19 protein-coding genes are annotated in these 25,296 nt (G+C 72.6%); all 19 read right to left on the reverse strand.

Features of this window, described 5'->3' with window-relative positions; translation table 11 throughout:
• Window positions 1–2: 2 nt before the first annotated feature.
• The 19 genes from M4486_RS08110 to M4486_RS08200 all read right to left on the reverse strand — a co-directional run bounded on the left by M4486_RS08110 (window position 3) and on the right by M4486_RS08200 (window position 25,294).
• The gene (locus M4486_RS08110; protein WP_249480670.1) at window positions 3–1,127 is read right to left on the reverse strand and encodes an endonuclease/exonuclease/phosphatase family protein; all 1,125 of its coding nucleotides are present in this window, start codon (window positions 1,125–1,127) and stop codon (window positions 3–5) included.
• Entirely contained in the window at window positions 1,127–4,690 is a 3,564-nt protein-coding gene (dnaE, locus tag M4486_RS08115) for a DNA polymerase III subunit alpha (RefSeq protein ID WP_249480671.1), read from the reverse strand. Before dnaE ends, M4486_RS08110 begins: the two co-directional genes overlap by 1 nt.
• 412 nt (window positions 4,691–5,102) lie before the next feature.
• A complete protein-coding gene (locus M4486_RS08120) occupies window positions 5,103–5,912 on the reverse strand; it encodes a hypothetical protein (protein WP_249480672.1) in 810 nt (269 codons plus the stop codon).
• Window positions 5,913–6,030: 118 nt separating this feature from the next.
• Complete coding sequence (locus tag M4486_RS08125; RefSeq protein WP_249480673.1) at window positions 6,031–6,960, reverse strand: RluA family pseudouridine synthase; 930 nt, start codon at window positions 6,958–6,960, stop codon at window positions 6,031–6,033.
• Window positions 6,957–7,613 carry a signal peptidase II gene (gene lspA / locus M4486_RS08130; protein WP_249480674.1) on the reverse strand — a complete coding sequence of 219 codons (657 nt, stop codon included), beginning with the start codon at window positions 7,611–7,613 and terminating at the stop codon, window positions 6,957–6,959. The genes M4486_RS08125 and lspA overlap by 4 nt, the downstream gene beginning before the upstream one ends.
• On the reverse strand, window positions 7,610–8,326 hold the full coding sequence (locus M4486_RS08135; protein ID WP_249480675.1) for a DivIVA domain-containing protein: 717 nt from the start codon (window positions 8,324–8,326) through the stop codon (window positions 7,610–7,612). Before M4486_RS08135 ends, lspA begins: the two co-directional genes overlap by 4 nt.
• A 172-nt stretch (window positions 8,327–8,498) precedes the next feature.
• The gene (locus tag M4486_RS08140; protein ID WP_200501114.1) at window positions 8,499–8,789 is read right to left on the reverse strand and encodes a YggT family protein; all 291 of its coding nucleotides are present in this window, start codon (window positions 8,787–8,789) and stop codon (window positions 8,499–8,501) included.
• Between the two features lie 7 nt (window positions 8,790–8,796).
• Entirely contained in the window at window positions 8,797–9,285 is a 489-nt protein-coding gene (locus M4486_RS08145; protein ID WP_200501115.1) for a cell division protein SepF, read from the reverse strand.
• Window positions 9,286–9,517: 232 nt separating this feature from the next.
• On the reverse strand, window positions 9,518–10,306 hold the full coding sequence (gene pgeF / locus M4486_RS08150; protein ID WP_249480676.1) for a peptidoglycan editing factor PgeF: 789 nt from the start codon (window positions 10,304–10,306) through the stop codon (window positions 9,518–9,520).
• 13 nt (window positions 10,307–10,319) lie between these two features.
• Entirely contained in the window at window positions 10,320–11,702 is a 1,383-nt protein-coding gene (gene ftsZ, locus M4486_RS08155; protein WP_249480677.1) for a cell division protein FtsZ, read from the reverse strand.
• A 278-nt stretch (window positions 11,703–11,980) separates the two neighbouring features.
• On the reverse strand, window positions 11,981–13,126 hold the full coding sequence (locus M4486_RS08160) for a cell division protein FtsQ/DivIB (protein WP_249480678.1): 1,146 nt from the start codon (window positions 13,124–13,126) through the stop codon (window positions 11,981–11,983).
• Window positions 13,126–14,724, reverse strand: coding sequence for a UDP-N-acetylmuramate--L-alanine ligase (gene murC, locus M4486_RS08165; RefSeq protein WP_249480679.1), 1,599 nt, complete (start codon window positions 14,722–14,724; stop codon window positions 13,126–13,128). The genes M4486_RS08160 and murC overlap by 1 nt, the downstream gene beginning before the upstream one ends.
• Before the next feature lie 168 nt (window positions 14,725–14,892).
• A complete protein-coding gene (gene murG / locus M4486_RS08170) occupies window positions 14,893–15,984 on the reverse strand; it encodes an undecaprenyldiphospho-muramoylpentapeptide beta-N-acetylglucosaminyltransferase (protein ID WP_249480680.1) in 1,092 nt (363 codons plus the stop codon).
• Complete coding sequence (ftsW, locus tag M4486_RS08175; protein WP_249480681.1) at window positions 15,984–17,579, reverse strand: putative lipid II flippase FtsW; 1,596 nt, start codon at window positions 17,577–17,579, stop codon at window positions 15,984–15,986. The genes murG and ftsW overlap by 1 nt, the downstream gene beginning before the upstream one ends.
• Window positions 17,576–19,120: a UDP-N-acetylmuramoyl-L-alanine--D-glutamate ligase gene (murD, locus tag M4486_RS08180; RefSeq protein ID WP_249480682.1), complete on the reverse strand. Its 1,545-nt coding sequence runs from the start codon at window positions 19,118–19,120 to the stop codon at window positions 17,576–17,578. Before murD ends, ftsW begins: the two co-directional genes overlap by 4 nt.
• Window positions 19,117–20,217, reverse strand: coding sequence for a phospho-N-acetylmuramoyl-pentapeptide-transferase (mraY, locus tag M4486_RS08185; protein WP_200501122.1), 1,101 nt, complete (start codon window positions 20,215–20,217; stop codon window positions 19,117–19,119). Before mraY ends, murD begins: the two co-directional genes overlap by 4 nt.
• A complete protein-coding gene (locus M4486_RS08190) occupies window positions 20,214–21,824 on the reverse strand; it encodes a UDP-N-acetylmuramoyl-tripeptide--D-alanyl-D-alanine ligase (RefSeq protein ID WP_249480683.1) in 1,611 nt (536 codons plus the stop codon). The genes mraY and M4486_RS08190 overlap by 4 nt, the downstream gene beginning before the upstream one ends.
• Entirely contained in the window at window positions 21,825–23,447 is a 1,623-nt protein-coding gene (locus tag M4486_RS08195) for a UDP-N-acetylmuramoyl-L-alanyl-D-glutamate--2,6-diaminopimelate ligase (protein ID WP_249480684.1), read from the reverse strand. It lies immediately after the preceding gene.
• Window positions 23,444–25,294: a peptidoglycan D,D-transpeptidase FtsI family protein gene (locus tag M4486_RS08200; protein ID WP_249480685.1), complete on the reverse strand. Its 1,851-nt coding sequence runs from the start codon at window positions 25,292–25,294 to the stop codon at window positions 23,444–23,446. Before M4486_RS08200 ends, M4486_RS08195 begins: the two co-directional genes overlap by 4 nt.
• Between the last annotated feature and the right edge of the window lie 2 nt (window positions 25,295–25,296).

A 25,296-nucleotide genomic window follows, 5' to 3' on the forward strand; every position in this document is an offset into this window, starting at 1 on the left:
GCTCAGGCCGGGCCCGTGTCCTCAAGGGTGGCGACGACGGGCCGATGGTCCGACGCCTTCCCCGGCGGCACCTCGACGGCGCGCGCGGTGAGAGGCCCGTGCACCCAGATCCCGTCGATCCTCCGCACCGGGAACACGGCGGGGAACGATCCGCGCACGCCCGCGCCCATCGCGCTTCCCGTGCCCGGGAGGTGCGAGGCCACGGCGGCGGCCACGTTCGAGGCCGCAGAGACCACCGCGGTGGTCGCGATGGCGAGCGCCGGCGAGCGCAGTGCCGCCGTGAGTGTCCTCCCCACGCGCCCGACCGCCGATGCGCCGCCGACGGCACGGCCCTCCGCGAGCCCGCCTTCCTCGGTGCGGCCACCGCCGGAAGGGGCCCGGCCACTGGCCTCGAGGGCCGCGTCGCGCCAGCCCGCGGAAGCGAGCATCCGCATCTCGGTGGCGCCCTGGTCGGCGTTCATGTCTCCGAGCAGCAGCGCGGGAGGAGCGGAGGGCTCGCCGTCACCCGGGCCGTGCAGGTCCAGCGCGCGCCGAGCCTCGATCTCGAGGATCCGTCCGATCTGTGCGCGGCGATGCCCAGGGTGCTCCTTGTCCAGGTGCGTGACGAGGACGGTGAGGTCGGCGCGCATCGGCGCGTCCGCGGGATCGGACCGGTCCCCCGCCGGTGCATCCGCTGCGCCGTCCTCGTCCCGTGCTCTGCGCACGCTCGCGCACAGCACGGCCCGCGGTTCGCGCAGCGGGCCGAGGCCCGGGCCGGCGGGGAGCAGGTGTGTCGCGGAGTCGAGGATCCGCCCTCGGACCAGAAGTGCGACCCCGTACTGGCGCCGGGGCCCGTCGAGGTCCGTCCCGGGGCGGTCGATGGCCGGCGCGAAGGCCACGTCCATCCCGAGCATCTGGGCGAGCGCCCGGGCCTGGTCCTCGCCCGCGGAGCGGTCGCCGAAGGCGACGTCGACCTCCTGCAGGCCCACGACGTCCGCGTCCAGGGCGCGGATCTCCGCCGCGGTGCGGGCGAGGTCGAGGTGGTCGTCGGCCGAGGCGCCGTGATGGATGTTGAAGGTCGCCGCGCGCAGTGTCCCCGCCCGTCCAGCACGCCCGGCCGGTCCGGTCCGCCCCGCGTGCGCGCTCATCAGTGCAGGCAGCCGGGGCCCAGCAGAGCCTTGAGCGAGGCGTAGAGCGCGGCCGACGGCGAGACCGCGAGCCTGCGGTCGAGCTCCATCAGCGTGGAGCGTCCGGGCTCCTGGAGCTTCAGCCGCACCTCGCTCATGCCGCGGTTGTCCTCGAGCACGCCGCGCAGGTCCTCGGCGATCCGCTGGGTGAAGCGGGCGGCGGGCACGGTGATGATCACGGGGCCGTCGGTGCCCATCGAGCTGGAGGTGTCGGGGATCGTCATCTCCATGACGCGCATCTCGGGCATGCCCTTGGAGGTGTCGACGCGACCCTTCATGGAGACCACGAGGTCCTCGGCGAGCTCGGTCGCGACGGTCTGGTAGGTGGTCGGGAACAGCAGGCAGTCGATCGCACCCTCGAGGTCCTCGACGGTGGCGATCGCCCACATGTCGCCCTTCTTGGTGGTCTTGCGCTGCAGGCCCGTGATGAGGCCGGCGATCGTGACCATCGTGCCGTCCTCGATCGCGCCGTCATCCGCCAGGGAGCTGATCGTGGTCGTCGAGTTCTGGGCGATGATGTGCTCGAGCCCGTGCAGCGGGTGGTCCGAGACGTACAGGCCCAGCATGTTGCGCTCGAAGGCGAGCTTCTCCTTGCGGTCCCATTCGGGAACCTCGGGGATCGTGATCGTCGCCGAGGAGCCGGAGGCCGCGTCTCCCTCCTCGCCTCCGCCGAAGAGGTCGGAGCCGAACAGGTCGTACTGGCCCTGGGCCTCCTTGCGCTTGACGCCGACCACGGAGTCCACGGCGTCCTCGTGGATGAGGACGAGCGAGCGGCGGTTGGCTCCGAGGGAGTCGAAGGCGCCGCCCTTGATGAGGGACTCGATGGTGCGCTTGTTGCACACGGTGAGCGGGACCTTGTCCAGGAAGTCGGTGAAGGACGTGAAGGCGCCCTTCTCCTCGCGGGCCTGCAGGATCGCCTCGACGACGTTCGCACCCACGTTGCGGATCGCGGAGAGTCCGAAGCGGATGTCGTCCCCGACGGCCGAGAAGTACATGTCGGACTCGTTGACGTCCGGAGGCAGCACGGTGATGCCGTGGTGGCGGCAGTCGCCGAGGTAGAAGCCGAGGCGGTCGCGGTTCTCCTGGGTGGAGGTGAGCAGAGCCGCCATGTACTCGGTCGGGAAGTGCGCCTTGAGGTAGGCCGTCCAGTAGGAGACCACGCCGTAGGCGGCGGAGTGCGACTTGTTGAACGCGTAGTCGGCGAAGGGCAGCAGCGTGTCCCAGAGCGCCTTGATGGCGGCGGCGGAGTAGCCGCGCTCCTTCATGCCGGCCTCGAAGGAGACGTACTGCTTGTCCAGCTCCGCCTTCTTCTTCTTGCCCATCGCGCGGCGCAGGATGTCGGCCTCGCCGAGCGAGTACCCGGCGACCTTCTGCGCGATCTGCATGACCTGCTCCTGATAGACGATCAGGCCGTAGGTCTCGGAGAGGACCTCCTGCAGGGGCTCCTCGAGCTCGGGGTGGATGGGGGTGATGTCCTGCAGCCCGTTCTTGCGCAGGGCGTAGTTCGTGTGGGAGTTCATGCCCATCGGGCCGGGGCGGTAGAGCGCGCCGAGCGCCGAGATGTCGCCGAACTTGTCGGGCTTCATCTGCCGGCAGAGCTCGCGGTAGCCGGCGGAGTCGAACTGGAACACGCCCGCGGTGTCGCCGCGCTGGAGCAGGGTGTAGGGCGCGGGGTCGTCGAACTCGAGGGTCTCCAGGTCCGGGGCGGTCTTCCCGTTCTTCCCGATGTTGTCGAGGGCGTCGGAGACGATCGTGAGGTTGCGCAGTCCCAGGAAGTCCATCTTCAGCAGCCCGAGCGCCTCGCACTCGGGGTACTCGAACTGGGTGATGACCTGGCCGTCCGAGGGGCGACGCATGATCGGGATGATGTCCGTCAGGGTGTGGCTGGACATGATGATCCCGCAGGCGTGCACGCCCCAGCCGCGGGCCAGGCCCTCGACGCCCTTCGCGATCTCCAGGACGCGCTGCGCGTCGGGGTTCTCGTCGACCACGCGGCGGAACTCGCCGGCCTCGGCGTAGCGCTTGTGCTCGGGGTCGTGGATGCCCGAGAGCGGGATGTCCTTGCCCATGACCGACGGCGGCAGCGCCTTGGAGAGCATGTCGCCCATCGCGTACGGGTAGCCCAGCACGCGCGAGGCGTCCTTGAGGGAGTTCTTGGTCTTCATGACGCCGAAGGTCACCAGCTGGGAGACCTTGTCGTCGCCGTACTTGCGGGTCACGTACTCGATGACCTCGCCGCGGCGGCGATCATCGAAGTCGACGTCGAAGTCGGGCATGGAGACGCGGTCGGGGTTCAGGAAGCGCTCGAACAGCAGGCCGTGCTCGAGGGGGTTCAGGTCGGTGATGCGCATGGCGTAGGCGACCATCGAGCCGGCGCCCGAGCCTCGTCCCGGTCCCACGCGGATCCCGTTCTCCTTGGCCCACTTGATGAAGTCGGAGACGACGAGGAAGTAGCCCGGGAAGCCCATCTGGGTGATGATCCCGGTCTCGTACTCGGCCTGCTTCTTCACGTCGTCCGGGATCCCCTGCGGGAAGCGGTACTCGAGCCCCCGCTGGACCTCCTTGATGAACCACGAGTGCTCGTCCTCGCCGGGCGGGCAGGGGAAGACGGGCATGAAGTTCGCGCCCTCGGCGGTCGTGGTGAAGGAGACCTCGCACATCTCGGCGATCTTCAGGGTGTTGTCGCAGGCCTCGGGCAGCTCGCGGAACAGCTCGCGCATCTCGCGGGCGGACTTCAGGTAGTAGCCGGAACCGCCGAACTTGAAGCGCCCGGGGGTGTCGAAGGTGGAGCCCGAGTTGATGCACAGCAGGGCGTCCTGGATCTTCGCGTCCTCCTCCGTGACGTAGTGGAGGTCGTTGGTCGCCAGCAGCGGCGCGCCGATGTGCTTCGAGAGCTCGATGAGCTCCTTGGTCACGCGCTTCTCGAGATCGAGGCCGTGGTCCATGAGCTCGACGAAGTAGTTCTCCTTGCCGAACATGTCCTGGAACTCGCCGGCGGCCTTCACCGCCTCGTCCCACTGGCCCAGCCGGAGGCGGGTCTGCACCTCGCCCGAGGGGCAGCCGGTGGAGGCGATCAGGCCCCCCGAGTACTTCTGCAGGATCTCGCGGTCCATGCGAGGCCACTTGCCCATCTGCCCGTCGAGCGAGGCCTCCGAGGCCAGGCGGAACAGGTTGTGCATGCCCTCGGTCGAGCGCGAGAGCAGGGTGAGGTGCGTGTAGGCGCCGCGGGCGGAGACGTCGTCCCCGGCCTCCTGCTGGGCCTTCGTGCCCCACTGCACGCGGGTGCGGTCGTGGCGGCTGGTCCCCGGGGTCACGTAGGCCTCGACGCCGATGATCGGCTTCACGCCGGCGGCCGTCGCGGTCTTGTAGAACTCGTAGGCGCCGAACACATATCCGTGGTCGGTGATGGCGATGGCCTTCTGGTCCTGGCGGACCACCTCGTCGATGAGTTTGTCGACCTTCGCGGCCCCGTCCAGCAACGAGTAGTCGGTATGGACGTGGAGGTGAACGAAGTCGTCGGCCATGCGCTCCAGCGTACTGGTGAGGGCCGACGGACGGGCCGTCCCGTCGACTCTCGGAAGGGTCGGGGAGGTCACCCCGGCGGGTCGGGCGCGTCGGGAATGCGGGCGGGGTTCCGAGCGTTCGCGGCGGGGCGGTCGACGCCCCTGTCCCCTCTCCCCAGTCCCCGGTCCCTGGCCACCGGTCACGGGCCGCCGGTCCCCGGTCACCGGTCAGCGGTACGGCCACCGGCCACCGGTACGGGCCACGGGCCACCGGTCCCGCTGTCACCGACCGGCGTATACCGGACCCCTCTGCCATATATGCCAGAGAGGTCGCACCGGCGCCGGTGCGCGACAGTTCGGGCTCGTCCGACGGGCCCGGAGCCGTCGGCCCTGGCGCCGGCATCGGGTGTCCCCGTCGGCCCGCCCGCCGGGGTCACCCGTCGGACGGCCTCCCAGTACTTCCGTCCTCCTCGGCCGTCCCGTTCTCATGGCCCGGCCGGCCCTGCTCGGCCGTCCCGTCCTCCTCGGCCTCCTGCTCGCGGCGCATGCCGGTGAGCAGCTGGTCGAGGTAGTCATGGACGTCCTCGTAGCTGAGGTGGCGCTCGTCGCGGCGGGGCGGGATGCCGCCCACGAAGGCACCGCCGTGCCAGGCCATCGAGTCGTCCGGCAGGGTGGGGTCGTCGTCGCGCCAGAGATCCAGGGGAACGGAGTGGGCGGCGAGGTCGCGGGCGATCTCGTCGGCCTTCGCGGGATCGCCCGAGCGCTGCATGACCTGCATCAGCAGGGACTGGGCGGCCCAGGCGGAGGCCTCGTCGCCGCCGGGATCCACGGACTCCTGGACGAGGCCCAGGAAGCTCGCGGCCAGCGCGTCCTCGCGGTTCTCGTAGAGGTCCTTGGCCACGCGCAGGGCGATCCTGGGCACGTGCTCGCGGTGCTCCCAGAGCGCGGCCGCCCCGAGCAGCGCCATGCCCGTGCCTGTGGGGAACTCGGGGTCCATGGCGATCGCCGAGCGCGGCATGCGGCCCGCGCGCCGGTCGTCGTCGGCCTCGAGGAAGGCGCGGCCGGCCTCGGTGATGGCCCGGTGCATGCGCTCCTCGTCGTGGAGGACGACCTCGGCATCCGCCGGATCCAGCCCCAGCAGCCGGGCCACGCGGCCGACGGGGAAGCCGGGCCTCGCGAGCGCGCGCTCATGGGGCGGGATCAGGGATGTGCCCGCATCGGGGTCGGGTCGCTCCTCGCTCATGCCTCGACCGTACAGGCCCCGCGGGTGCGCACCCGTCATCGATACGCTCCGTCGGAGTCGGTGCTCACAGGCGCCCCGACCGCGGGCCCGACGCGCACCCACCACGGGCACGAGGCGCTCAGGCACCCTCACGCAGGGCGTCGAGCGCGTGCTGGAGATCAGCGGGATAGTGCGAGGTGAAGGTGACCTGCTCGCGGGTCACGGGGTGCACGAAGGAGAGCTCCATGGCATGCAGCCACTGCCGCTCGAGGCCGATGCGCGCCGCGAGCGTCGGGTCCGACCCGTACAGGGGGTCCCCCGCCAGCGGGTGGCGCATGGCGGAGAAGTGCACGCGGATCTGGTGGGTGCGCCCGGTCTCGAGGTGCACCTCGCAGAGCGCCGCGCCGGGCAGCTCCTCCATCACGTCGTAGTGCGTGACCGAGGGCTTGCCGTCGCGCAGCACGGCGAACTTGTAGTGGTGGTTCGGCGAGCGCCCGATGGGCGAGTCGATCGTGCCCTGCGGCGGCATCGGCCGCCCCTGGCAGAGCGCGTGGTAGGTCTTGGAGACCTCGCGGGCGCGGAAGGCGTCCTTGAGCACGGTGTACGCGCGCTCGGTGCGGGCGACGACCATGAGGCCGCTCGTGCCCACGTCCAGGCGGGAGACGATGCCGCGGCGCTCCGGATCTCCCGAGGTCACGATGCTGACACCCGCGCCGGCGAGGTGCCCGAGGACCGTCGGCCCGCTCCAGCCCGCACTGGGGTGGGCGGCCACGCCCACGGGCTTGTCGATCACCACGATGTCGTCGTCCTGGTGCACGAGGCCCATGCCCTCGACGATGCTCGGGCGCACCTCGAGGGGCGGCGCCTCCTGCGGGATGCGCACTGTGAGCATCGCGCCGGGCTCAAGTCGGGTCGAGCGCGCGGGCATCGCGCCGTCCACCGCGACCTCGCCGGCCATCACGAGGTCCGCGGCGCGCGTGCGCGAGAGCCCGAACAGCCGGGCGATGCCGACGTCCACGCGCTCCCCTGCGAGGCCGTCGGGCACGGGGACGGTGCGCTCCTCGCTCATCGCGGCGGCTCCTGGGAGGTCGGGTCGTCGGGGGCGGCCGGGTCTGCGGTCGCGTCCGGGTCCGCGGCCGACGGGTTCGCGGGTCGGCCGAGCAGGCCCAGAAGCACCACGAGCAGGGCTCCGCCGGTCACCCCCATGTCGGCGACGTTGAAGATCGGCCAGTGCGGCAGCTGCAGGAAGTCGACGACCCAGCCGGTGAAGGGGCCGGGGGCCCGCAGCAGGCGGTCGTGGATGTTCCCGAGCGCCCCTCCGAGCACGAGGCCGAGGGCGATCGCATAGGGGCGCGAGCGCACCGAGCGCAGGGCGAACACCACCACGGCGACGGCGATGACGATCTGCACGATCGTGACCACGGGGGTGATGCCCGATCCCATCCCCCAGGCCGCGCCCGAGTTGTACAGCAGGTTCAGCTGCAGGATCTCGCCGAGGAGCGGCTGCGGGGTGAGCGGTGCGAGGTGCGCCTCCGCCCAGTGCTTGGTGACCTGGTCGAGGATCAGGATGACCGCGGCCACCGCCACGACGACGATCAGCGCGGTCGTCCGGGAGATGCCCCGCAGCGCGCCGTCTGCCCCGCCGCCGGGGACCGGCGAACGGCGGCGGCCGCCGGACCCGTCAGGTCCGGCGGCCGCCGATGCGGTGGAGCTGCGGCTCACAGGCCGAAGTTCGCGTGCTTGTCCTGGGTCTCGCTCGTCTCGAGCTCGCTGAGCTGGTTCTCCAGGTAGTTGCGCAGACGGTTGCGGTAATCGCGCTCGAACGTGCGCAGCTTCTCGATCTTCTTCTCGAGATCGGCCTTCTTGGTCTCGAGGTCGTCGAGCGTGGTGCGGGACTTCTCCTCGGCCTCGCCGACGATGCGCTGGTGCTCGTCGTTGGCCTCGGAGATGAGGCGGTCGCGCTCGGCCTCGCCGTTGCGCACGTGCTCGTCGTGCAGGCGGTTGGCGAGGGCGATGATGCCTGCGGCCGACTGGTCGGGCGTCTCGGCGACGGCGGCCGCGGCGTCCTGCGTGGACTGCGCATCGGCGAGGGCGGCGGTGTCCGCCTCCGTGGTGCCGGTCTCGGCGGTCGCGGCCTCGGGGGCCGCGGCGCTCTCGCTGACGGCAGCGGTCTCGGAGGTCGCGTCCTCCACCGGCTCGGCCGGAGCGGCGGCCGCGGCGGCGGAGCCGTCCTGCGCGGCGCTCTCGAGCTCGGCGACGCGGTTGTGCGCCTCCTCGAGCTCCTTGGTCAGCCGGGCGTTCTCGTCGATGAGCTCCTGCAGGCGCGGAAGCACCTCGAGGTCGAGGTAATTGTCGACCTCGTCCATGTCGTAGCCTTCGGAGAACCGAACCGGGGTGAACCGCTTGTTCTCCAGGTCCTCGGGCATCAGAGCCATGGGTCACCTTCTCGTACGTCGTGTGGTCAACGCGCCGCTCAGCGTCGCACTGCACAGCGTAGCGGATCGCGCGAGGTGCCACGGCCAGGTCGTGAACCCCGCCGCCGTGGCAGGCACCACGTCCGCGGGCAGGGCCTCCCGACCCCAGGGCGCGAGGGCGCCCGCGCGGGCCTCAGATCGCGATGCCCCAGAGCACGCGCATCAGCAGGGAGCACACCAGCAGCAGGATCAGCAGGCTGAGGTCGAGGGAGAAGCTGCCCAGCCGCAGGGGCGGGATCACCCGGCGCAGAGCGCGCACAGGGGGATCCGTGAGCGTGAAGACGATCTCGAACAGCAGCAGCACGATGCCGCGGGGCCGGAAGTCGCGCGCGTACGAGCGGATCCAGTCGAGCACGAGACGTGCCAGCAGGACCAGCGTGTACAGCAGCAGCGCGAGGTAGAGGATCGAGGCGATCAGCTGCACTGCGCGCTCAGCTCTGGTTGTAGAAGCTGCCCTCGTCCGTGGTGGACTCGCCGTCCACCTCGACGAACTCCGGGGAGAGCAGGAACACCTTCCCGGTGATGCGCTCGATGCTGCCGCGCAGCCCGAAGACCAGACCGGCGCAGAAGTCGACCATGCGCTTGGCATCGCCGTCCTGCATGTCGCTCAGGTTCACGATCACCGGCACGCCGTCCCGGAAGGACTCGCCGATCGCCTTGGCGTCGTTGTACGAGCGCGGGTGAATGGTGGTGATGCGCTGCATCGTGTCCTCCGACGGGTGGCTGACGGCCACCACGCTGCTCTGGCGCTGACGGATCGGGGTCACCTGCGCCTCCCGCTCGTGGGCCGGCTCCGGCGCGCGCTCGGTGCGGCGCACGGGCGCCACCTCGTCGCGACGCGGCTGCTCGTCCTCGTAGTAGTCCTCGTCGACCTCGTTGGCGAGGCCGAGAGCGACCATCGCGTTGTGCCAGGCTCCCATGGTGCTCTCCCTGTGCATTCGTTCGTCCGCTGCGGTTGGTGGGACTCCGGGGAAGCACGGGGAGTGCGCGGGAGTCCCGGTCAAGAACCTACCGGAGGGTCGCGACGCTCCGACGGACGTGGACGGCGTGTCGTCGACCGGCGTGTCGCATCACCCGCGGTCGCGGCGCATGTCACCGGCGCTCGCGACGCGGCGGCCGCGGTCGGGCCGGGGCGGGCGCAGCCGCGCCGGGTCACGCGCGGCGGATCACTCCGGCGAACCGGCCCGTGCGCTGCGCGCGGCGGTAGGAGAACAGGGCGTCGGTCTCGAGGGTGCACGGATGGTCGTCGTCGACGGCCGACGAAGCCAGACCCGCCTTCTCGAGGACCGCGCGGGCGCCGGCGCGCAGATCGAGGGCCGGGGTGCCCTGACGCGTGGTCGCCCGGACGGCCGGGAGGTCTGCGGAGGCCCGGGCGCGCATCTCCTCGGGCACCTCGTAGCAGGACCCGCAGATGCCCGGGCCGATGGCCGCATGCGTGCGCTCCGGGCGCGCGCCGAGCGCTCGCATCTGCTCGAGCGTGCGCTCGAGCACTCCGCCGAGCAGGCCCGCACGGCCCGCATGCGCCGCGGCCACGACGCCGGCCTCGGCGTCGCTGAAAAGCACCGGGAGGCAGTCGGCCACCATGATCGCCAGGGCCACGTCAGCGCGGTCGGTGACCAGCGCATCCGCTGTCACGACCTGCCGCTCCCCCGCGCCCCCTGCATCCTCCGCATCCCCTGCGGCGGATTCCGACGCCCGCAGCACGTGCACGCGGTCGGAGTGGACCTGCTCGACGAAGACGAGGGGCGCGCCGATGTGCGCGGCGAGCAGCTCGCGGTTCCGTGTCACGGCCTCCGGGGCGTCGCCCACGTGATGGGCGAGGTTCAGCCCCTCGAACGGGGGCTCGGAGACCCCGCCGAGACGGGTCGTGAACAGGGCTCGGGCCCCGCGAAGCCGCGGGGCCCGAGCACCGGTGACGGCCGTCGGCCGCTGGTCGTTCACTGCTGCCGGTCGCTCACTTGAGGAACGAGGGCAGGTCCAGGTCGTCGTCGTCGGCCGGGGGCTCCTCGACGCGCGGCGGGCGCACCGGGGAGGACTGCGGCTGGACGGGGGCCGGCTGCACGGGCTGCGCCTGCTGGGGCGCCTCCTCCTCGACATCCGCCGGATCGGCCGCGGCGGGCTCGCCGGCCGGCGCCTGCTGCGACGGCGTGAAGCTCTGCTGGGGAGCTCCCCAGCCGCCGCTGGTCGCGGTCGACGCGGAATCGGCCGAGCGCACCGGGCGCGGCTCGGGACGGGCCGGGGCCGACGGCGAGGGACGGCTCGCGCCGAAGGCGCGGGCGGCGCCCTCCTGACGGGAGGCGCGGTCCGATCCGCCCGCGGCCAGGCCGCGGTCCCCGCGGTCCGATCCGCCCGAGCGCACGGCGCTCGAGGAATCGGTGCGCGGGGTGGGCCCGCCGCCCTCGAAGCCGGCGGCGATGACGGTCACGCGGACCTCGTCGCCCAGGGCGTCGTCGATGACGGAGCCGAAGATGATGTTCGCGTCCGGGTGGGCGGCCTCCTGCACCAGGCGAGCGGCCTCCGAGACCTCGTAGAGGCCGAGGTCGCTGCCGCCCTGGATCGAGAGCAGCACGCCGTAGGCGCCGTCGATCGAGGCCTCCAGCAGGGGGCTGGAGACGGCGAGCTCGGCGGCCTGCAGGGCGCGATCGTCCCCGCGGGAGGAGCCGATGCCCATGAGGGCGCTGCCGGCTCCCTGCATGACGGACTTCACGTCGGCGAAGTCGAGGTTGATCAGGCCCGGCGTGGTGATGAGGTCCGTGATGCCCTGGACGCCCGAGAGCAGGACCTGGTCCGCGCTCTTGAACGCGTCGAGCATCGAGACCTGCTTGTCGGCGATCGAGAGCAGGCGGTCGTTGGGGATGACGATGAGGGTGTCGACCTCGGACTGCAGCGCCTCGATGCCGGACTCGGCCTGGCTCGAGCGGCGGCGGCCCTCGAAGGTGAAGGGACGGGTGACCACGCCGATGGTCAGCGCGCCGAGGCTGCGGGCGATCTTGGCGACCACGGGCGCGCCGCCCGTGCCGGTGCCGCCGCCCTCGCCGGCGGTCACGAAGACCATGTCGGCCCCGCGCAGGACCTCCTCGATCTCCTCGCCGTGGTCCTCGGCGGCCTTGCGGCCCACCTCGGGATCGGCGCCGGCGCCGAGGCCGCGGGTGATCTCCTTGCCCACGTCGAGCTTCACGTCGGCATCCGACATGAGCAGCGCCTGGGCGTCGGTGTTGATCGCGATGAACTCGACGCCCTTGAGGCCGGATTCGATCATGCGGTTGACGGCGTTGACACCGCCGCCGCCGATGCCGACGACCTTGATGACAGCGAGATAGTTCTGGGATCCGGCCACGTTCAGGTCCTTGCTCTTGTCGTACTCGTGCTGATGAGAGAGGGGCGAGGTCCGCGAACCATGACCCTCGACCTCGAGTTGAGGTTGGGACTTCTCCGCTCTCATCCCTTGTCTCGACGCTATGGACGAGGTCTGATCGGCGCAACGACCGCCCCGCGCGTGTCGCGGCGTGTTGCGACGAGTTGCGCGGGCGCACCGCCCGCCGGAGCGCCGCCGACCCGCTCGCTGGGCCGCGCGCGGGCTCCTCCCGCCTCAGCAGGCGGGACTCCCTCGCCTCCTCAGCGGGTGACGGGGGCGACCGGGCTGGTGACGTCGATCTCGCTGCCCGGCTGGGAGAGCAGGGTCGTGGCGACCTTCGCCTTCAGCTCGCTGTCCTGGGCGTTGCCCCACACGATGGTCTTCGTCCCGGAGTCGGTCTTCACCGTGAGCGTCACGTCGTTCGTGGAGGACGCGGTGATGGCGGTGACGGTGGTGCGCATCGAGTCCGGCAGCGCCGCGAGCACGGAGAGCATGGATCCGGAGATCGCGTCGGTGTCCCCGCCCTTCCCGCCGATCGTGAGCGGGACGAGCTTCTCGTCCTTCCCCGCGGCCTCGGGAAGCTCGACGCCGTCGGCATCGAGGATGTGCGTCGAGCCGTCGGCCTCCTTGAGGGTCGCCAGGGGCGTGCGCTCGGTGACCTCGACGCTCAGCGTGCTGGGCCACTTCTTGGAGACCTGGGCCGACTTCACCCCGGGCACCTTCTCGACCTCCTCCTCCACGGCGCCCGAGCGCACGAGAAGCATGCTGTGGTCCTCCTGCGGGGCCGCGGCGTCGGTGACCGCGGAGGAATCCACGTAGCCGGCGCCGGTCACCGTCACCTCGTGCACCCGCAGCGGCGGGATGGTGATCGCGACGACCAGCAGGACGATCAGGGCGAGGATCGTGCCTGCGGTGCCGAGGATGATCGCGCGGCGGCGGCGCCGCCAGGGACGCGCACGCAGCATCCCGCCGAAGCGGTCGGCGGCCTGGACGACGCGGCCCCGGCCCGTCGTCTCCTCGTGCGACGCGTCGGCGCCCGTGCGCCCCGGGGCGGGGGCCGACGCGGCCCCGGAGGGCGCGGGTCGCTGCGCGGAGGCCCGGTCCTCCGCACGGGCAGTCCGCGGCGCGGTCGCCGGGCGCTGTGTGGAGCTCTTCTGCGCCGCGGAGTCCCGGCGCTGCGCAGACCCCTTCTGCGACGCGGTCCCCGGGCGCTGCCCGGCGCTCTTCCGGGTCGTGGGCGCCTCGCGCTGCGCGGGCGTCTCGCGCTGCGCGGGGGTCCTGCGCTGCGCGGGCGTCTGGCGGGACGCGGGCTGCCTGCGCTGAGGGGTCGCGGAGCGCTCGTCGGCCGACGGGCGGGCCTCCGGTGCTCCGGGACGCGGCCGCGGAGGGGTGGGACGGCGCGCCATCAGGACTGCTCACCGCCGAGTGCTGCGAGCACCCCCGGTGTCGCCTCGACGATGTCCCCCGCCCCGAGCATCAGGACGATGTCGCCGTCCTCGGCGGCGGCCGCGAGGGAGGGCGCGACCTCGGCGCGGTCGGTGAGCGCGTGCAGCACGGCGCCCGGCTCGGCGCGATCGGTGATGGTGCGCGCGTCGACGGCGGGGTCGGGATCCTCCCGGGCCCCGTAGACGGGCATCACCCAGGTCTCGTCGGCCTGGCCGAGGGCACGGGCGAAGTCTCCCGCGAAGGCGCGCGTGCGCGAGTAGAGATGGGGCTGGAAGGCGACGAGCACGCGCCCGGTGGGGCCGACGATGCCCCGGGCGGCGACGATCGTCGCCTCGACCTCCCGCGGGTGGTGCGCGTAGTCGTCGAACACGGGCACGCCGCGGACCACCCCGCGCAGGTCGAAGCGGCGCGAGGCACCGGTGAACGGGCCGACTCCCGTCGCCAGGGCCCGCGCGATCGTCGCGGGGTCCGACGTCGAGGCGGAGACCGCCGCGGGATCGGCGACGTCGGCCGCCCCGTGTCCGTCGGCGAGCAGCAGGGCGAGGCACCCGGCCAGCGCGCCCATGGCGTTCAGCACGTTGTGGTGCCCGGTGACGTGCAGGTCCAGCTCGATCTCGCCGACGGGTCCGGCGATCCGGGCGTGCGTGCCGGTGGCCTCGGGCGTCTCCTCGAGCAGGCGCCAGTCGGCACCGGAGGCGCGGCCGTAGGTCAGGACGTCGACGCCGCGCGCGGAGGACCGCTCCCCCAGCGCCGCGGCGCCCGCGTCGTCGGCGCAGACCACGAGGGCGCCGCCCGTCGCGAGGCGGTCGACGAGCGCGTCGAATGCGGCCACGAGGGTCGCCTCGTCGCCATGGAAGTCCAGATGGTCGGCCTCGAGGTTGGTGACCACGAGCGCGGAGGGCGCGAAGGCGAGGAAGGACCCGTCGGACTCATCGGCCTCGATCACCGCGAGAGGGCTCTCGGGAACGCCCTCGCCCGTCGGCCGCTCGGAGCCCGCGTCCTCGCGCAGTCCGGCATTGCGGCCCAGGTCCGGGACCGCGGCGCCGAGGGCCCAGGCCGGGTCGCCGCCCGCGCCGCGCAGGGCGAGCACGGCCATCGCCGTCGTCGACGTCTTGCCGTGGGTGCCGGCGACCGCGAGCAGCCGGCGGTCCTGCAGGAGCCCCGCGAGGGCCGCGGCGCGATGGATGACGGGGATGCCGCGCTCGCGGGCGGCGATCACCTCGACGTTGTCGGCGCGCACGGCGGTGGAGACGACGACGAGATCGACGTCATCCGCCAGCAGGCCCGCGTCGAAGCCGATCCCGATGCGAGCGCCCGCCGCGCGCAGCGGGCCGATGAACTGGCCGTCCTGGGAGTCCGAGCCGCTCACGGCGAGGCCCGCCTCGAGAGCGAGCCGCGCGACGGCGGACATCCCCGCGCCGCCGATGCGCACCACGTGGATCGAGCGCACGGGGCCCTGGGGCCATGCGGAGTCGGTGACCACGTCTCCGCGACGGAGCATCGTGCGCACCCCGTCGGGCAGGGCGGGAAGGTCGTCGGAGGCAGCGCGCGCGGTCATGCGCCCACGGTAACCGGCGCTCCTCGGAGGCTCCCGGAGGCTCTCCGCGCGTCGTCGGTCACGTGCCCGGAGAGAGGCGGGCGGAGCCCCTTCGGCCGGCGCGCGGAGGGGTCGCCCGCGTGGGGTCGGCTGTGCTGGGTCGGCGGCGCTGGGGCGGTCGCGAGGGGGTCAGCCGCGGTGGGCGGCGGCGAGGACGAGACCGGCGAGGCGCTCGGCGGCGTCGGTGATGCCGAAGGCACGGGAGGCCTCGGACATCGCGCGCAGGCGCTCGGGGTCGCTCAGCAGCGGCAGGATCGTGCCGCTCATGACCTGCTCGTCGAGGTCGGCGTCGGAGATCATGAGGGCGCCGCCGGCGCTCACGACCTCCTGGCCGTTCAGCGCCTGCTCCCCATTGCCGACCGGCAGCGGCACGAACACCGCGGGCAGGCCGACGGCCGTGAGCTCGCTGACGGTGCCGGCCCCGGAGCGGGTGACGGCGAGGTCGGCGGCGGCGTAGGCGTCCTCCATGGCGCTCACGTACTCGACCAGCTGATAGCCGTCGCGATCCGCGAGGGCGGCCCCCACCTCGGTCTTGCCGCGGCCGGTGACATGGAGGATCTGGCCGCCGTGAGCGAGCACCGTCTCGGCGCTGTGCACGACGACCTCGTTGAGGTGCTGGGCACCCAGAGACCCTCCGGTGACCAGCAGCACGGGACGCTCCGGGTCGAGCCCGAAGGAGCGCACGGCGTCCGTGCGGCGGGCCGCGCGGTCGAGGGTCGCGACGCCCTCGCGCATGGGCATGCCGATGCGGCGGGCGCCGGGCAGCGGGGTGTTCTCGAAGGCCGTGAGCACGGCCGCCGCCCCGCGGGCACCGAGGCGGTTGGCGAGGCCGGGCCGACGGTTCGCCTCATGGATGAGGCGCGGGATGCGCGCCGAGGCGGAGGCGAGATAGGCGGGCGGGCACACGTAGCCGCCGAAGCCGCAGACAGCGCCGACACCGCGGTCCTTCATGAGTGCGCGCACCTCGCGGAGGCTGCCGCCGAAGCGGGCCGGGAAGCGCAGCGCCGCACCGTTCGGACGGCGCGGGAAGGGCACCTTCTCGATGGTGACGAGCTCGAGGCCCGCGGCGGGGACGAGGTCGGCCTCCAGGCCGTCGGCCGTGCCGAGGGCGAGCACCTCGGCCTCGGGGTCCAGCTCGCGGATCTTCGCGGCAGTGGCGAGAAGGGGCGAGACGTGGCCTGCGGTGCCGCCTCCGGCCAGCAGGACGGTCGGTGCGTTCATCAGCGGGCGTATCCCTCGGTGTCGGGGCGTGCAGTGGGCTCGGCCGCTCGGGCCGACGAGCGGGCACGGCTGCGTCGCGCGGTGCCCGAGCTGCGAGCTCCGGCGCCGCGGGACCCGGTGGTGCGGGTCCCGGAGCTGCGTGCACCGGCGCCGCGGGAGCGGGAGGAGGGGGCTGCGGCGCGGGCCCGCCCGCCGGAGGCGGCGGCGCGCGCGGTGGATGCCTTCGCCGTTCCCGCCGTCGTCTTCGTCTTCCGCGCGGACGACGTGCCGCGCGCCGACTTCGCCCCGCGGCGGCCGCGGCGGCGACGGCGTGCGCCCTCTTCCCCGCGGCCGGCGGGGATCACGGCGAGAGCGCTGCGCACCGTGCCCATGCGGGCGGCGAGGGCCTCCTGGGCGCCGGGCTCGTGGCGGGCGAAGGACAGAAGCATGCCCAGGGCCAGCATGGAGGCGACCAGGGCGGAGCCGCCGGAGGAGATGAAGGGCAGCGGCACACCGAGCACGGGCAGCATGCCGGTGACGACCATCATGTTCACGAAGGCCTGGCCGAGCAGCCAGGCGCCCACGCCGCCGATGGTGATCTGGATGAAGGGGTCCCGGGCGCGGGTGATCATCCGGAAGAGGATGAGCGCGAACACGGAGAACAGCAGCAGCACGCCCAGCGTGCCGATCAGGCCGAGCTCCTCGCCGATGATCGCGAAGATGTAGTCGTCCTGGGCGGCGGGCAGGCGCCCCCACTTCTGGCGCGACTGCCCCAGACCGACGCCCCACCATCCGCCCTCGGCGAGACCCATGAGGCCCTGGTCGGACTGCAGGCAGGAGTCACCCTCGCAGGTGCCGTGCAGCCAGTTGCCGATGCGGGCCATGCGGTTGGCGTTGGTGAGGGCGAAGAAGAGGATCGCGGCCACGCCCACGCCGCCGCCGAGCACGAACCAGCGCCGCGGCACGCCGCCGATCCAGAGGGAGCCGGCGACCAGCATCGCCATGATCATCATCGTGCCCAGGTCGTGGCCGAGCAGCACGAGGCCCAGAGCGACCACGATGACCGGCACCACGGGGATCACGAGATGCATCGTGCGGTGCAGCAGAGGCCGCTTGCGGGTGAGGATCGCCCCGAGCCAGACGGCGAGCGCGAGCTTGAGGAGCTCGGACGGCTGGAGGGTCTGGCCGGCGATGCGGATCCAGTTCGTGTTGCCGCCGGCGGCGACCCCGATGCCCGGCACGTGCACGAGGCACTGCAGGGCGATGCCGAGACCGAGCAGCACCCAGGCGAACCTCTCGTAGGTGCGCGGCGGCAGGAACGCGGCGACGAGCAGGCCGACGAGCCCGATCAGTGCGAACTTCCCCTGTGCGAGAAGGCCCGCGAACGGGGAGTCGCCCTTGGCGATGCTCACCACGGAGCTGCTGGAGAGGACCATCACCAGGCCGGTGCCGATGAGCAGGGTGCCCACGCAGATCAGGCCGTAGAAGTCCAGGACCGGGGAGCGCCCCCAGTCGCCGAGGCCGTTGCGCACGCGACCGCCGACGTCGCCCAGAGGGCGGTCCTCGTCCGGACGCACCACAGCAGGGGCCCGACGGGGCGTCTGCTGGGGGCTCATGCGCGTCCTTCCGGTCCGTCCGGCTCCTGCGTGTCCTCGGCGTCCTGCATCCCCGTGGCCGCGCGGGCGGCGGCGGCGAAGAGGTCGCCGCGCTCGGCGTAGTCCGCGAACTGGTCGATGGAGGCTGCAGCGGGTGCGAGGAGCACCGCGTCGCCCTCCCGGGCCAGTCCGGCCGCCGCGTCGACGGCCTCCCGCATCAGTCGGGAACGTCCTTCGGGGTCCTCAGTGTCACCCGCGGGCACGCGCACGCTGGGTATTGCGGGCGCGTGTCGCTCGAGCGCCTCGCGGAAGGGCGCGTCGTCGGCGCCGATGAGGACGACGCCGCGGAGGCGTCCGGACACCTCGGCGACCAGCGCGTCGACGTCGGCCCCCTTGGTGTCCCCGCCCGCGATCCAGACCACGTGCTCCATGCCGAGCAGCGAGGCGCGGGCCGCGTCGGGATTGGTGGCCTTGGAGTCGTCGACGTAGGCGATGCCGGCGCCGACCGCGACGATCTCGCTGCGGTGGCTGCCGGCGCGGAAGGCGCGGAGCCCCTCGCGCACTGCCGCCTGGGAGACGCCGTGGGCGCGGGCCAGGGCCGCGGCGGCGAGCGCGTTGAAGACGACGTGGGGCGGAGCGCCGTGAGGGCCCAGGTGGGCGAGGTCGGCCAGGGAGCCGAGCTCGGCCGCCTGCCGGCGGCGGTCCTCGACGAAGGCGCGGTCCACGAGCAGGTCGTCGACGACCCCGAGCTCGGAGGGGCCGGGGGCGCCGAGGGTCACGCCGACGGCGCGGGCGCCCTCGATGACGTCGGCGTCCTCGACGAGCCTCCGGGTGAGGTCGTCGGCCGTGTTGTAGACGCAGGCCACACGGACGCCCTCGAAGATCTTGCCCTTGGCGCGGGCGTAGGCCTCGAGGCCGCCGTGCCAGTCGAGGTGGTCCTCGGTGATGTTGAGGACGGCGGCGGCCTCGCAGTCCACGTGCTGGGTCCAGTGCAGCTGGAAGCTCGAGAGCTCGACGGCCAGGACGTCGAACCCCTCGGGGTCGAGGGCCGCCTCGATGACGGGCAGGCCGACGTTCCCGCAGGCGACGGCGCGCAGCCCGTCGGCGCGCAGGATCGTCTCAAGCATGGTCACGACGGTGGTCTTGCCGTTGGTTCCGGTGACGCCGAGCCACGCGGGACCGTCCGGCGCCTGCATGCGCCGGGCGAGCTCGATCTCGCTCCACACCGGGATGCCAGCGGCTGCGGCCTGCGCGAGCAGGGGCTGGTCGGGGCGCCATCCGGGGGACGTGACCACGAGGTCGACGTCCGCGTCCTCGGGGAGTGTGCGAGTGTGCTCGGCGCCCAGGCGCACGTGGACGTCGAAGACCTCGAGGATGCGGGCGCGCTCGCGATTGCGCGGGGTGTCCGCAGCATCCACCACGATCACGCTCGCACCGCGCTGCATGGTCTGGTCGGCGACCGCGTACCCGGAGACGCCGAAGCCGACGACGAGGATCCTGAGCCCGGCGACGTCGAGGCCCGGCCAGGGGCGCGCGTCGACCGGGGTGCCGTCCGAGCTCACGAGGCGATCCCCGGCAGCGCGTCGAGGTAGAACAGGCCCAGTCCGGCGGCGCCCAGGACACCCGCGATGATCCAGAAGCGGACCACGATCGTGACCTCGTTCCACCCCTTGAGCTCGAAGTGGTGCTGGAGCGGGGCCATCCGGAACACGCGCTTGCGGGTGAGCTTGAAGCTCGTGACCTGGATGATCACCGAGAGCGAGATGATCACGAAGAGGCCGCCGATGATCGCGCCGAGCAGCTCGGTGCGCGAGACGATCGTGAGGCCGGCGAGGGCGCCGCCCAGGGCGAGGGAGCCGGTGTCGCCCATGAAGATCTTCGCGGGCGAGGTGTTGTACCAGAGGAAGCCGATGCACGCGCCGCCGATCGCGGCCGCGATGATCGCCGTGTCCAGCGGGTCGCGCGCGCTGTAGCAGTGGGCGGAGTCGAGCAGGAGGTGCCCGCTCGTGCAGGTCTGGCGCCACTGCCAGAAGGAGATCACGAGGTAGACGCCCGCGAAGATGATGGTGGCGCCGGTGGCGAGTCCGTCGAGCCCGTCGGTGAGGTTCACGCCGTTGGACCAGGCGGCGACCAGGAAGTTCGCCCAGATCGCGAAGAGCACGAAGCCGATCGTGGTGCCGGCGAAGGCCAGGTCGAGCCAGGGCAGGTCCCGCACGAAGGAGAGGCGCGTGGACGCGGGCGCATGGCCCGAGTCGTTGCGGAACAGCAGCGCCATGACGGCGAAGGCCGTCGCGATGGCGAACTGGCCGATGAGCTTCTGGTAGGCCCGCAGGCCCAGGCTGCGCTGGCGGGTGATCTTGATGAAGTCGTCGAGGAAGCCGACGACGCCCAGGCCGGTCATCAGGAACAGCACGAGCAGGCCGGAGGCCGAGGGCGGCTGCTGGGTGATGAGGTGGGCGACCGCGTACCCGATCAGCACCGAGAGGATGATCGCGACGCCGCCCATCGTGGGGGTGCCGCGCTTGGTGGAGTGCGAGGTCGGTCCGTCGTCGCGGATGAACTGCCCGTAATGGCGCTTGACGAGCACCCGGATGTAGAGCGGGGTGCCGATGAGCGCCAGGACGAGCGCGGCGCCGCCGGCGATGATGATCGCGATCATGCGCGTGCGCCTCCTGCGTCTCCTGGCTCGTGGTGGTCTGTCGTGGGTGCGGGCCCGGTCGCTGCCGGGTCCGGCGCCGTGTCCTGCGAGTCTGCCATGCCGGTGGCCGCCCGGGCGTGAGCGCCTGCGGATCCGGCGCTCGGCGCGGCGGCAGGGCCTCCCCCGCCGTCCGCGCGCGCGTCCAGGGCATCGCGCAGGGGCTCGGCGAGCGTGCGCAGTCCGGCGTCGCGCGAGGACTTCAGCAGGACGACGTCCCCGGGCTCCACGATCTCGACGAGGCGCTCGAGGGCGGCGTCGAGGTCGGGGACCTCCTCGGACTCGTCGCCGAAGCTGCCCTCGAGGCAGGCGCCCCGATGGATCAGCCTGGCCCCGGGGCCGACGGCGATCAGCTGGGAGATGTTGAGGCGGACGGCCAGGCGGCCCACCTCGTCGTGCAGGCGCAGGGAGTCCTCGCCGAGCTCGAGCATCTCGCCGAGCACGGCGATGGTGCGCCGGGTGCGACCCAGGTGCGCGAGGGTCTTCAGCGCCTGGCGCATGGAATCGGGGTTCGCGTTGTAGGCGTCGTTGAGGATGAGCACGTCCCCGGCGGCGTGCACGGCCTCCATCCGCTGGCCGGAGCTGAGGTGGAGGCGCGGAAGGAGGCGCGCGACGTCCTCGAGGTCCATGCCGAGCACGAGGGCTGCGGTCGCGGCCGCTACCGCGTTCAGGGCCTGGTGCTCGCCGAGCAGGTCGAGGGTGATCTCGCGGGTGTCCGCGGGGATGGCGCTGCCGTCCAGGCGGGTGAGGCCCTCGGGCACGGCGAGGGTGAGGCGGGCGCGGGCCTGGTCGTCCAGGCGCAGATCCTGGACGCGCACGTCGCCGGAGGCCATGCCCCAGGTGGTGACGGGCGCCGACGTGCGCGAGGCCATGCGTGCGACGCGGGCGTCGTCGGCATTGAGGACGGCCCGGCCGGTGGACGGGAGCGCCTCGACGATCTCGCCCTTGGCCTGGGCGATCGCCTCGACCGAGCCGAACTCGCCGAGGTGGGCGCTGCCGACGTTCAGCACGAGGGAGACGTCGGGCGGGGCGATCGCGGTGAGGTGCGCGATGTGCCCGATGCCGCGGGCACCCATCTCCAGCACGAGGAAGCGGGTGTCCTCCGTGAGGGACAGCACCGTGAGCGGCAGGCCGAGCTCGTTGTTGGGGCTGCCGGCGGGTGCGACGGTCGGCCCGACCTCCCGCAGCAGCGCCCCCAGCAGGTCCTTGGTGCCGGTCTTGCCGGCGCTGCCGGTGAGAGCGACGACGAGCAGGTCCTCGCGGCGCGCGCGGGCGCTCGCGAGCTGGGCGCGGGCGAGGTCGGACAGGGCGGTCTCGACGTCGGCCACGCGCACGGCGGGGACGTCGACCGCGTCGGTGACCAGGGCGAGGGCCGCGCCGGCATCGCGGGCGGGGCCGACGAAGCGGTGGCCGTCGACGTTCTCGCCGTGGAAGGCGGCGAAGAGGTCCCCCTCGGCCACGGCGCGGGAGTCGATGCGCGCCGCGCCGGTGACCTGCTCGGTGCCCGTGGCGCCGCCGATCAGCTCACCGCCGGTGAGGTCGGCGATCTCCTGGGCTGTGATGGCGAGCATTCAGCGTCCTTCTCGGGGTCGGGTCGGGGCATCGTCCGGATCCTCGGGCGCGGCGTCGGACCCGGGGAGTCGTCGCCGCAGCTGCACGCGATCATCGAACGGAAGGACTGTATCGCCGATCGTCTGACCGGTCTCCGCGCCCTTGCCGGCCAGCAGGATGGTGTCGCCCACGTGGGCCAGCTCGCAGGCGAGGTCGATCGCGCGCTCGCGACCGGCGACGACGTGCACCTCGGCGGTGGTGTCCGCGGGGACGCCGGCGCGCACCTGCTCGCGGATGGAGGCGGGGTCCTCGCTGCGGGGGTTGTCGTCGGTGATGATCACGACATCGGCGAGGTCGGCGGCGACGGCCCCCATGTGGGGCCGCTTGCCGGCGTCGCGATCGCCGCCCGCGCCGATCACGGCGAGGAGCCGCCTGGTGCCCGGCACCGCGCGCAGGGTGGCGAGGGTCTTGGCGAGGGCGTCCTCGGTGTGGGAGAAGTCGACGACGCCGCGCACGGGCTCGTCGGCGACGAGCTCCATCCGCCCGGGCACACGGCCGGAGCTCGAGATCGCCTCTCGCACCTCGGGGCCGCTGCGGCCGACGGCCTCGAGCAGGAGCAGGACCGCGACGGTGTTGGCGACGTACGGCATGCCGGGGATCTGCGAGCGCAGGTCGTGGGTCGAGCCGTCGGCCTCGCGCACGCGAAGGGAGCTGCCGAAGGCACGCGGCTCGACCTGCTCGACCACGACGTCCGCGGAGCGGCCCGGGTCGGTGGTGAAGGTCGTGACAGGGATGAGGGACTCGCGGGCGAGCCGCATGCCCCAGTCGTCATCCACGCAGACCACGCCGACGCGCGCGTGGGCGGGCGCGAACAGGGAGGCCTTGGCGTGGAAGTAGTCCTCCATCGTGGGATGGAAGTCCAGGTGGTCCTGGGAGAGGTTGGTGAAGGCGACCGCGTCGAAGGCGATCTCGTCGGCACGGTGGAGGACCATCGCGTGGCTCGAGACCTCCATGACGCACACCTGCACGCGGCTCTGGAGCATGCGCGCGAGGATGCCCTGGAGGTCCGGGGACTCCGGGGTCGTGCGCACGGTGGTGACCTCGGCGTCCTCTCCCCCGCCGTCGCGGTACTCGGTGCCGTTGGTGCCGATCACGCCGGCCGGGATCCCCAGGGAGAGCAGGGTGCGGTGCAGCATCGTCGCCACGGACGTCTTGCCGTTCGTCCCGGTGACGCCGATCATCGTGAGCCGCTGGGAGGGGTCGCCGTAGACGGCGGCCGCCGCGCGCGCGGTCGCGGCGCGGGGATCGTCCAGGACCAGGGCGACCAGGCCCGCGCGCACGCACTGCTGGGCGCCGGCGGGATCGGTGAGGGCCGCGAGCGCGCCCGAGCCCGCGGCCTGCGAGGCGAAGCGGGCGCCATGGGTGCGGGCCCCGGGCAGGGCGCAGTACAGATCGCCGGGCTCGACGCTGCGGGAGTCCAGGGTCGCGCCGGTCAGCTCGATCGCGTCGTCCCCGGGACCGACCACCTCCGCTCCGAGCAGTCGGGCGAGCTCGCCCGTCGTGATCCGCGGGGCCGCGGGGGCGTCTGCGCCGTCCTCGTCGCGCCGGGGCCGGGGCGGGACCGCGCGGGGATTTCCGCTCACCACTCGTCCTCCAGGGTCTTGCCCTTCTTCCCGGTGGGCGCGATGCCCTGGGTCTGGAGGGTGTACTGCATGAGCTCGGAGAACGCGGGGGCGGCCGCCGTGTTGCCCGAGATGAAGGTCTTCAGCCCGTACACGAACACGCCGATGGCGATCTCCGGGTCGTCGATGGGCGCCATCCCGATGAAGGACGCGGTGTAGCCGGCGCCGCTCTCGGCCGTGCCCGTCTTGCCGCCGACCGCGTAGTTCGGGACGGCCGCATTGGACGCGGTGTCGTCGTCGATGTCGTTGTCCATCAGGTTGCGGATGGTCCGGGCGGTCTCGCTCGAGCACGCGCGCACGCCCTTGGCGGTGGTGGCCGCCGTGAGCGAGCCCTTCTCGTCGCGGGTGCCCGCCACGATCGTGGGCTGCATGCGCACGCCGTCGTTGCCGAAGGCGCCGATGGCGGCGGTCATCTGGATGGGGGTCACGGAGTACCCCTGGCCGAAGGCGATCGTGAAGCGCAGGCGACCGGCCCAGTCGGCGACGGGGTGCAGGATGCCCGAGGACTCCCCGGGCAGGCCGATGCCGGTCTTCTCGCCGATCCCGAAGGCCTTGAGGGTCGCGTAGCGCTGCTTGTCGGAGACGGTCTTGGAGATCTGCACGGTGCCCACGTTCGAGCTGTTCTTCAGCACGCCCGCCAGGGTGAGGTGCTGGGTCTCGTGCGGGTGGGAGTCCTTGATGCGGTTGCCGTCGAAGTCCATCGTGTAGGGCACGGTGTACCGGGAGGACGGCGTGACCTTCTTGTGCTCGAGAGCGCAGGCGACGGTGAGCAGCTTGCCCGTCGAGCCCGGCTCGAACACGTTGGACAGCGACTGGTTGCCCAGGTACTCCGGGTCGGTCTTGCCGGGCTTGTTGGGGTCGAAGGTCGGGTAGTCGGCGAGGGCGAGCAGCTCGCCGGTGCGGACGTTGTAGATGACCGCGCTGCCGGCGTCGGCCCCGAACTTCTTCACGGTCTCGGCGAGGACCTGCTGGGACTTCCACTGCAGGTTCTCGTCGATCGTGAGGACGAGGTCGTCACCGTCGACGGCCTCCTCGGTGGTCTGCTTGCCGGTGGGGATGACCTGGCCGCCGGCGCCGCGCTCATAGCGCACCTTGCCGTTCCTGCCGCGCAGGTTCTTGTCGTACTTGTACTCGGCCCCGGCGAGCGCCGTGCCGTCGCCGCCCATGAAGCCGATGACGTTGGCGCCGATCTCCCCGGCCGGGTAGATGCGCTCGGAGACGCGGTCGGAGCCGATCCCGGGGATCTCCTGCGAGATGACGGCTTCGCGCACGTCGGGCTCGACGTTCTTGCGCAGGTAGAGGAAGCCGCGCTTGCCCGTGAGGGTCTTCTCGAGATCGTCGACGTCCTCGTCCAGCAGCGGGGAGAGCACCTTGGCGGCGGCCTTCACGCCCGTGCCCAGGTCCTTGTCCTTGGGCTTGAAGTCGCCGACCTGCAGCTGGTTGACCCAGAGGTCGTAGCGCTCGACGCTGCGCGCGAGCACCGCGCCGTTGCGATCGACGATCTCGCCGCGCAGGGCGGTGATGGTGCGATCGGTGGTGCGCTGGTCGACGGCCTCCGCGGCGCGAGCGCTCGCGTCCAGACCCTGCACCCACACCAGCCGACCCCCGAGCGTGACGGCGCCCGCGCCCATGAGGGTGAGCATGAGACGGCGGCGCATCATCGGCTCGCCCACGCGCGGCGCCGGGATCACCGGATGGGCGGCGCGGGTCTGCCGACGTCGGGGCGACGCCGAGCCGCGCGCCGATCCGGACGACGCGCGCGAGGACGAGGAGCCCGAACGTCCTCGGTCACGGGAGTTCGAGGCCATCG

The sequence above is a fragment of the Brachybacterium kimchii genome (assembly GCF_023373525.1).
Classification (GTDB): Bacteria; Actinomycetota; Actinomycetes; order Actinomycetales; family Dermabacteraceae; genus Brachybacterium; species Brachybacterium kimchii.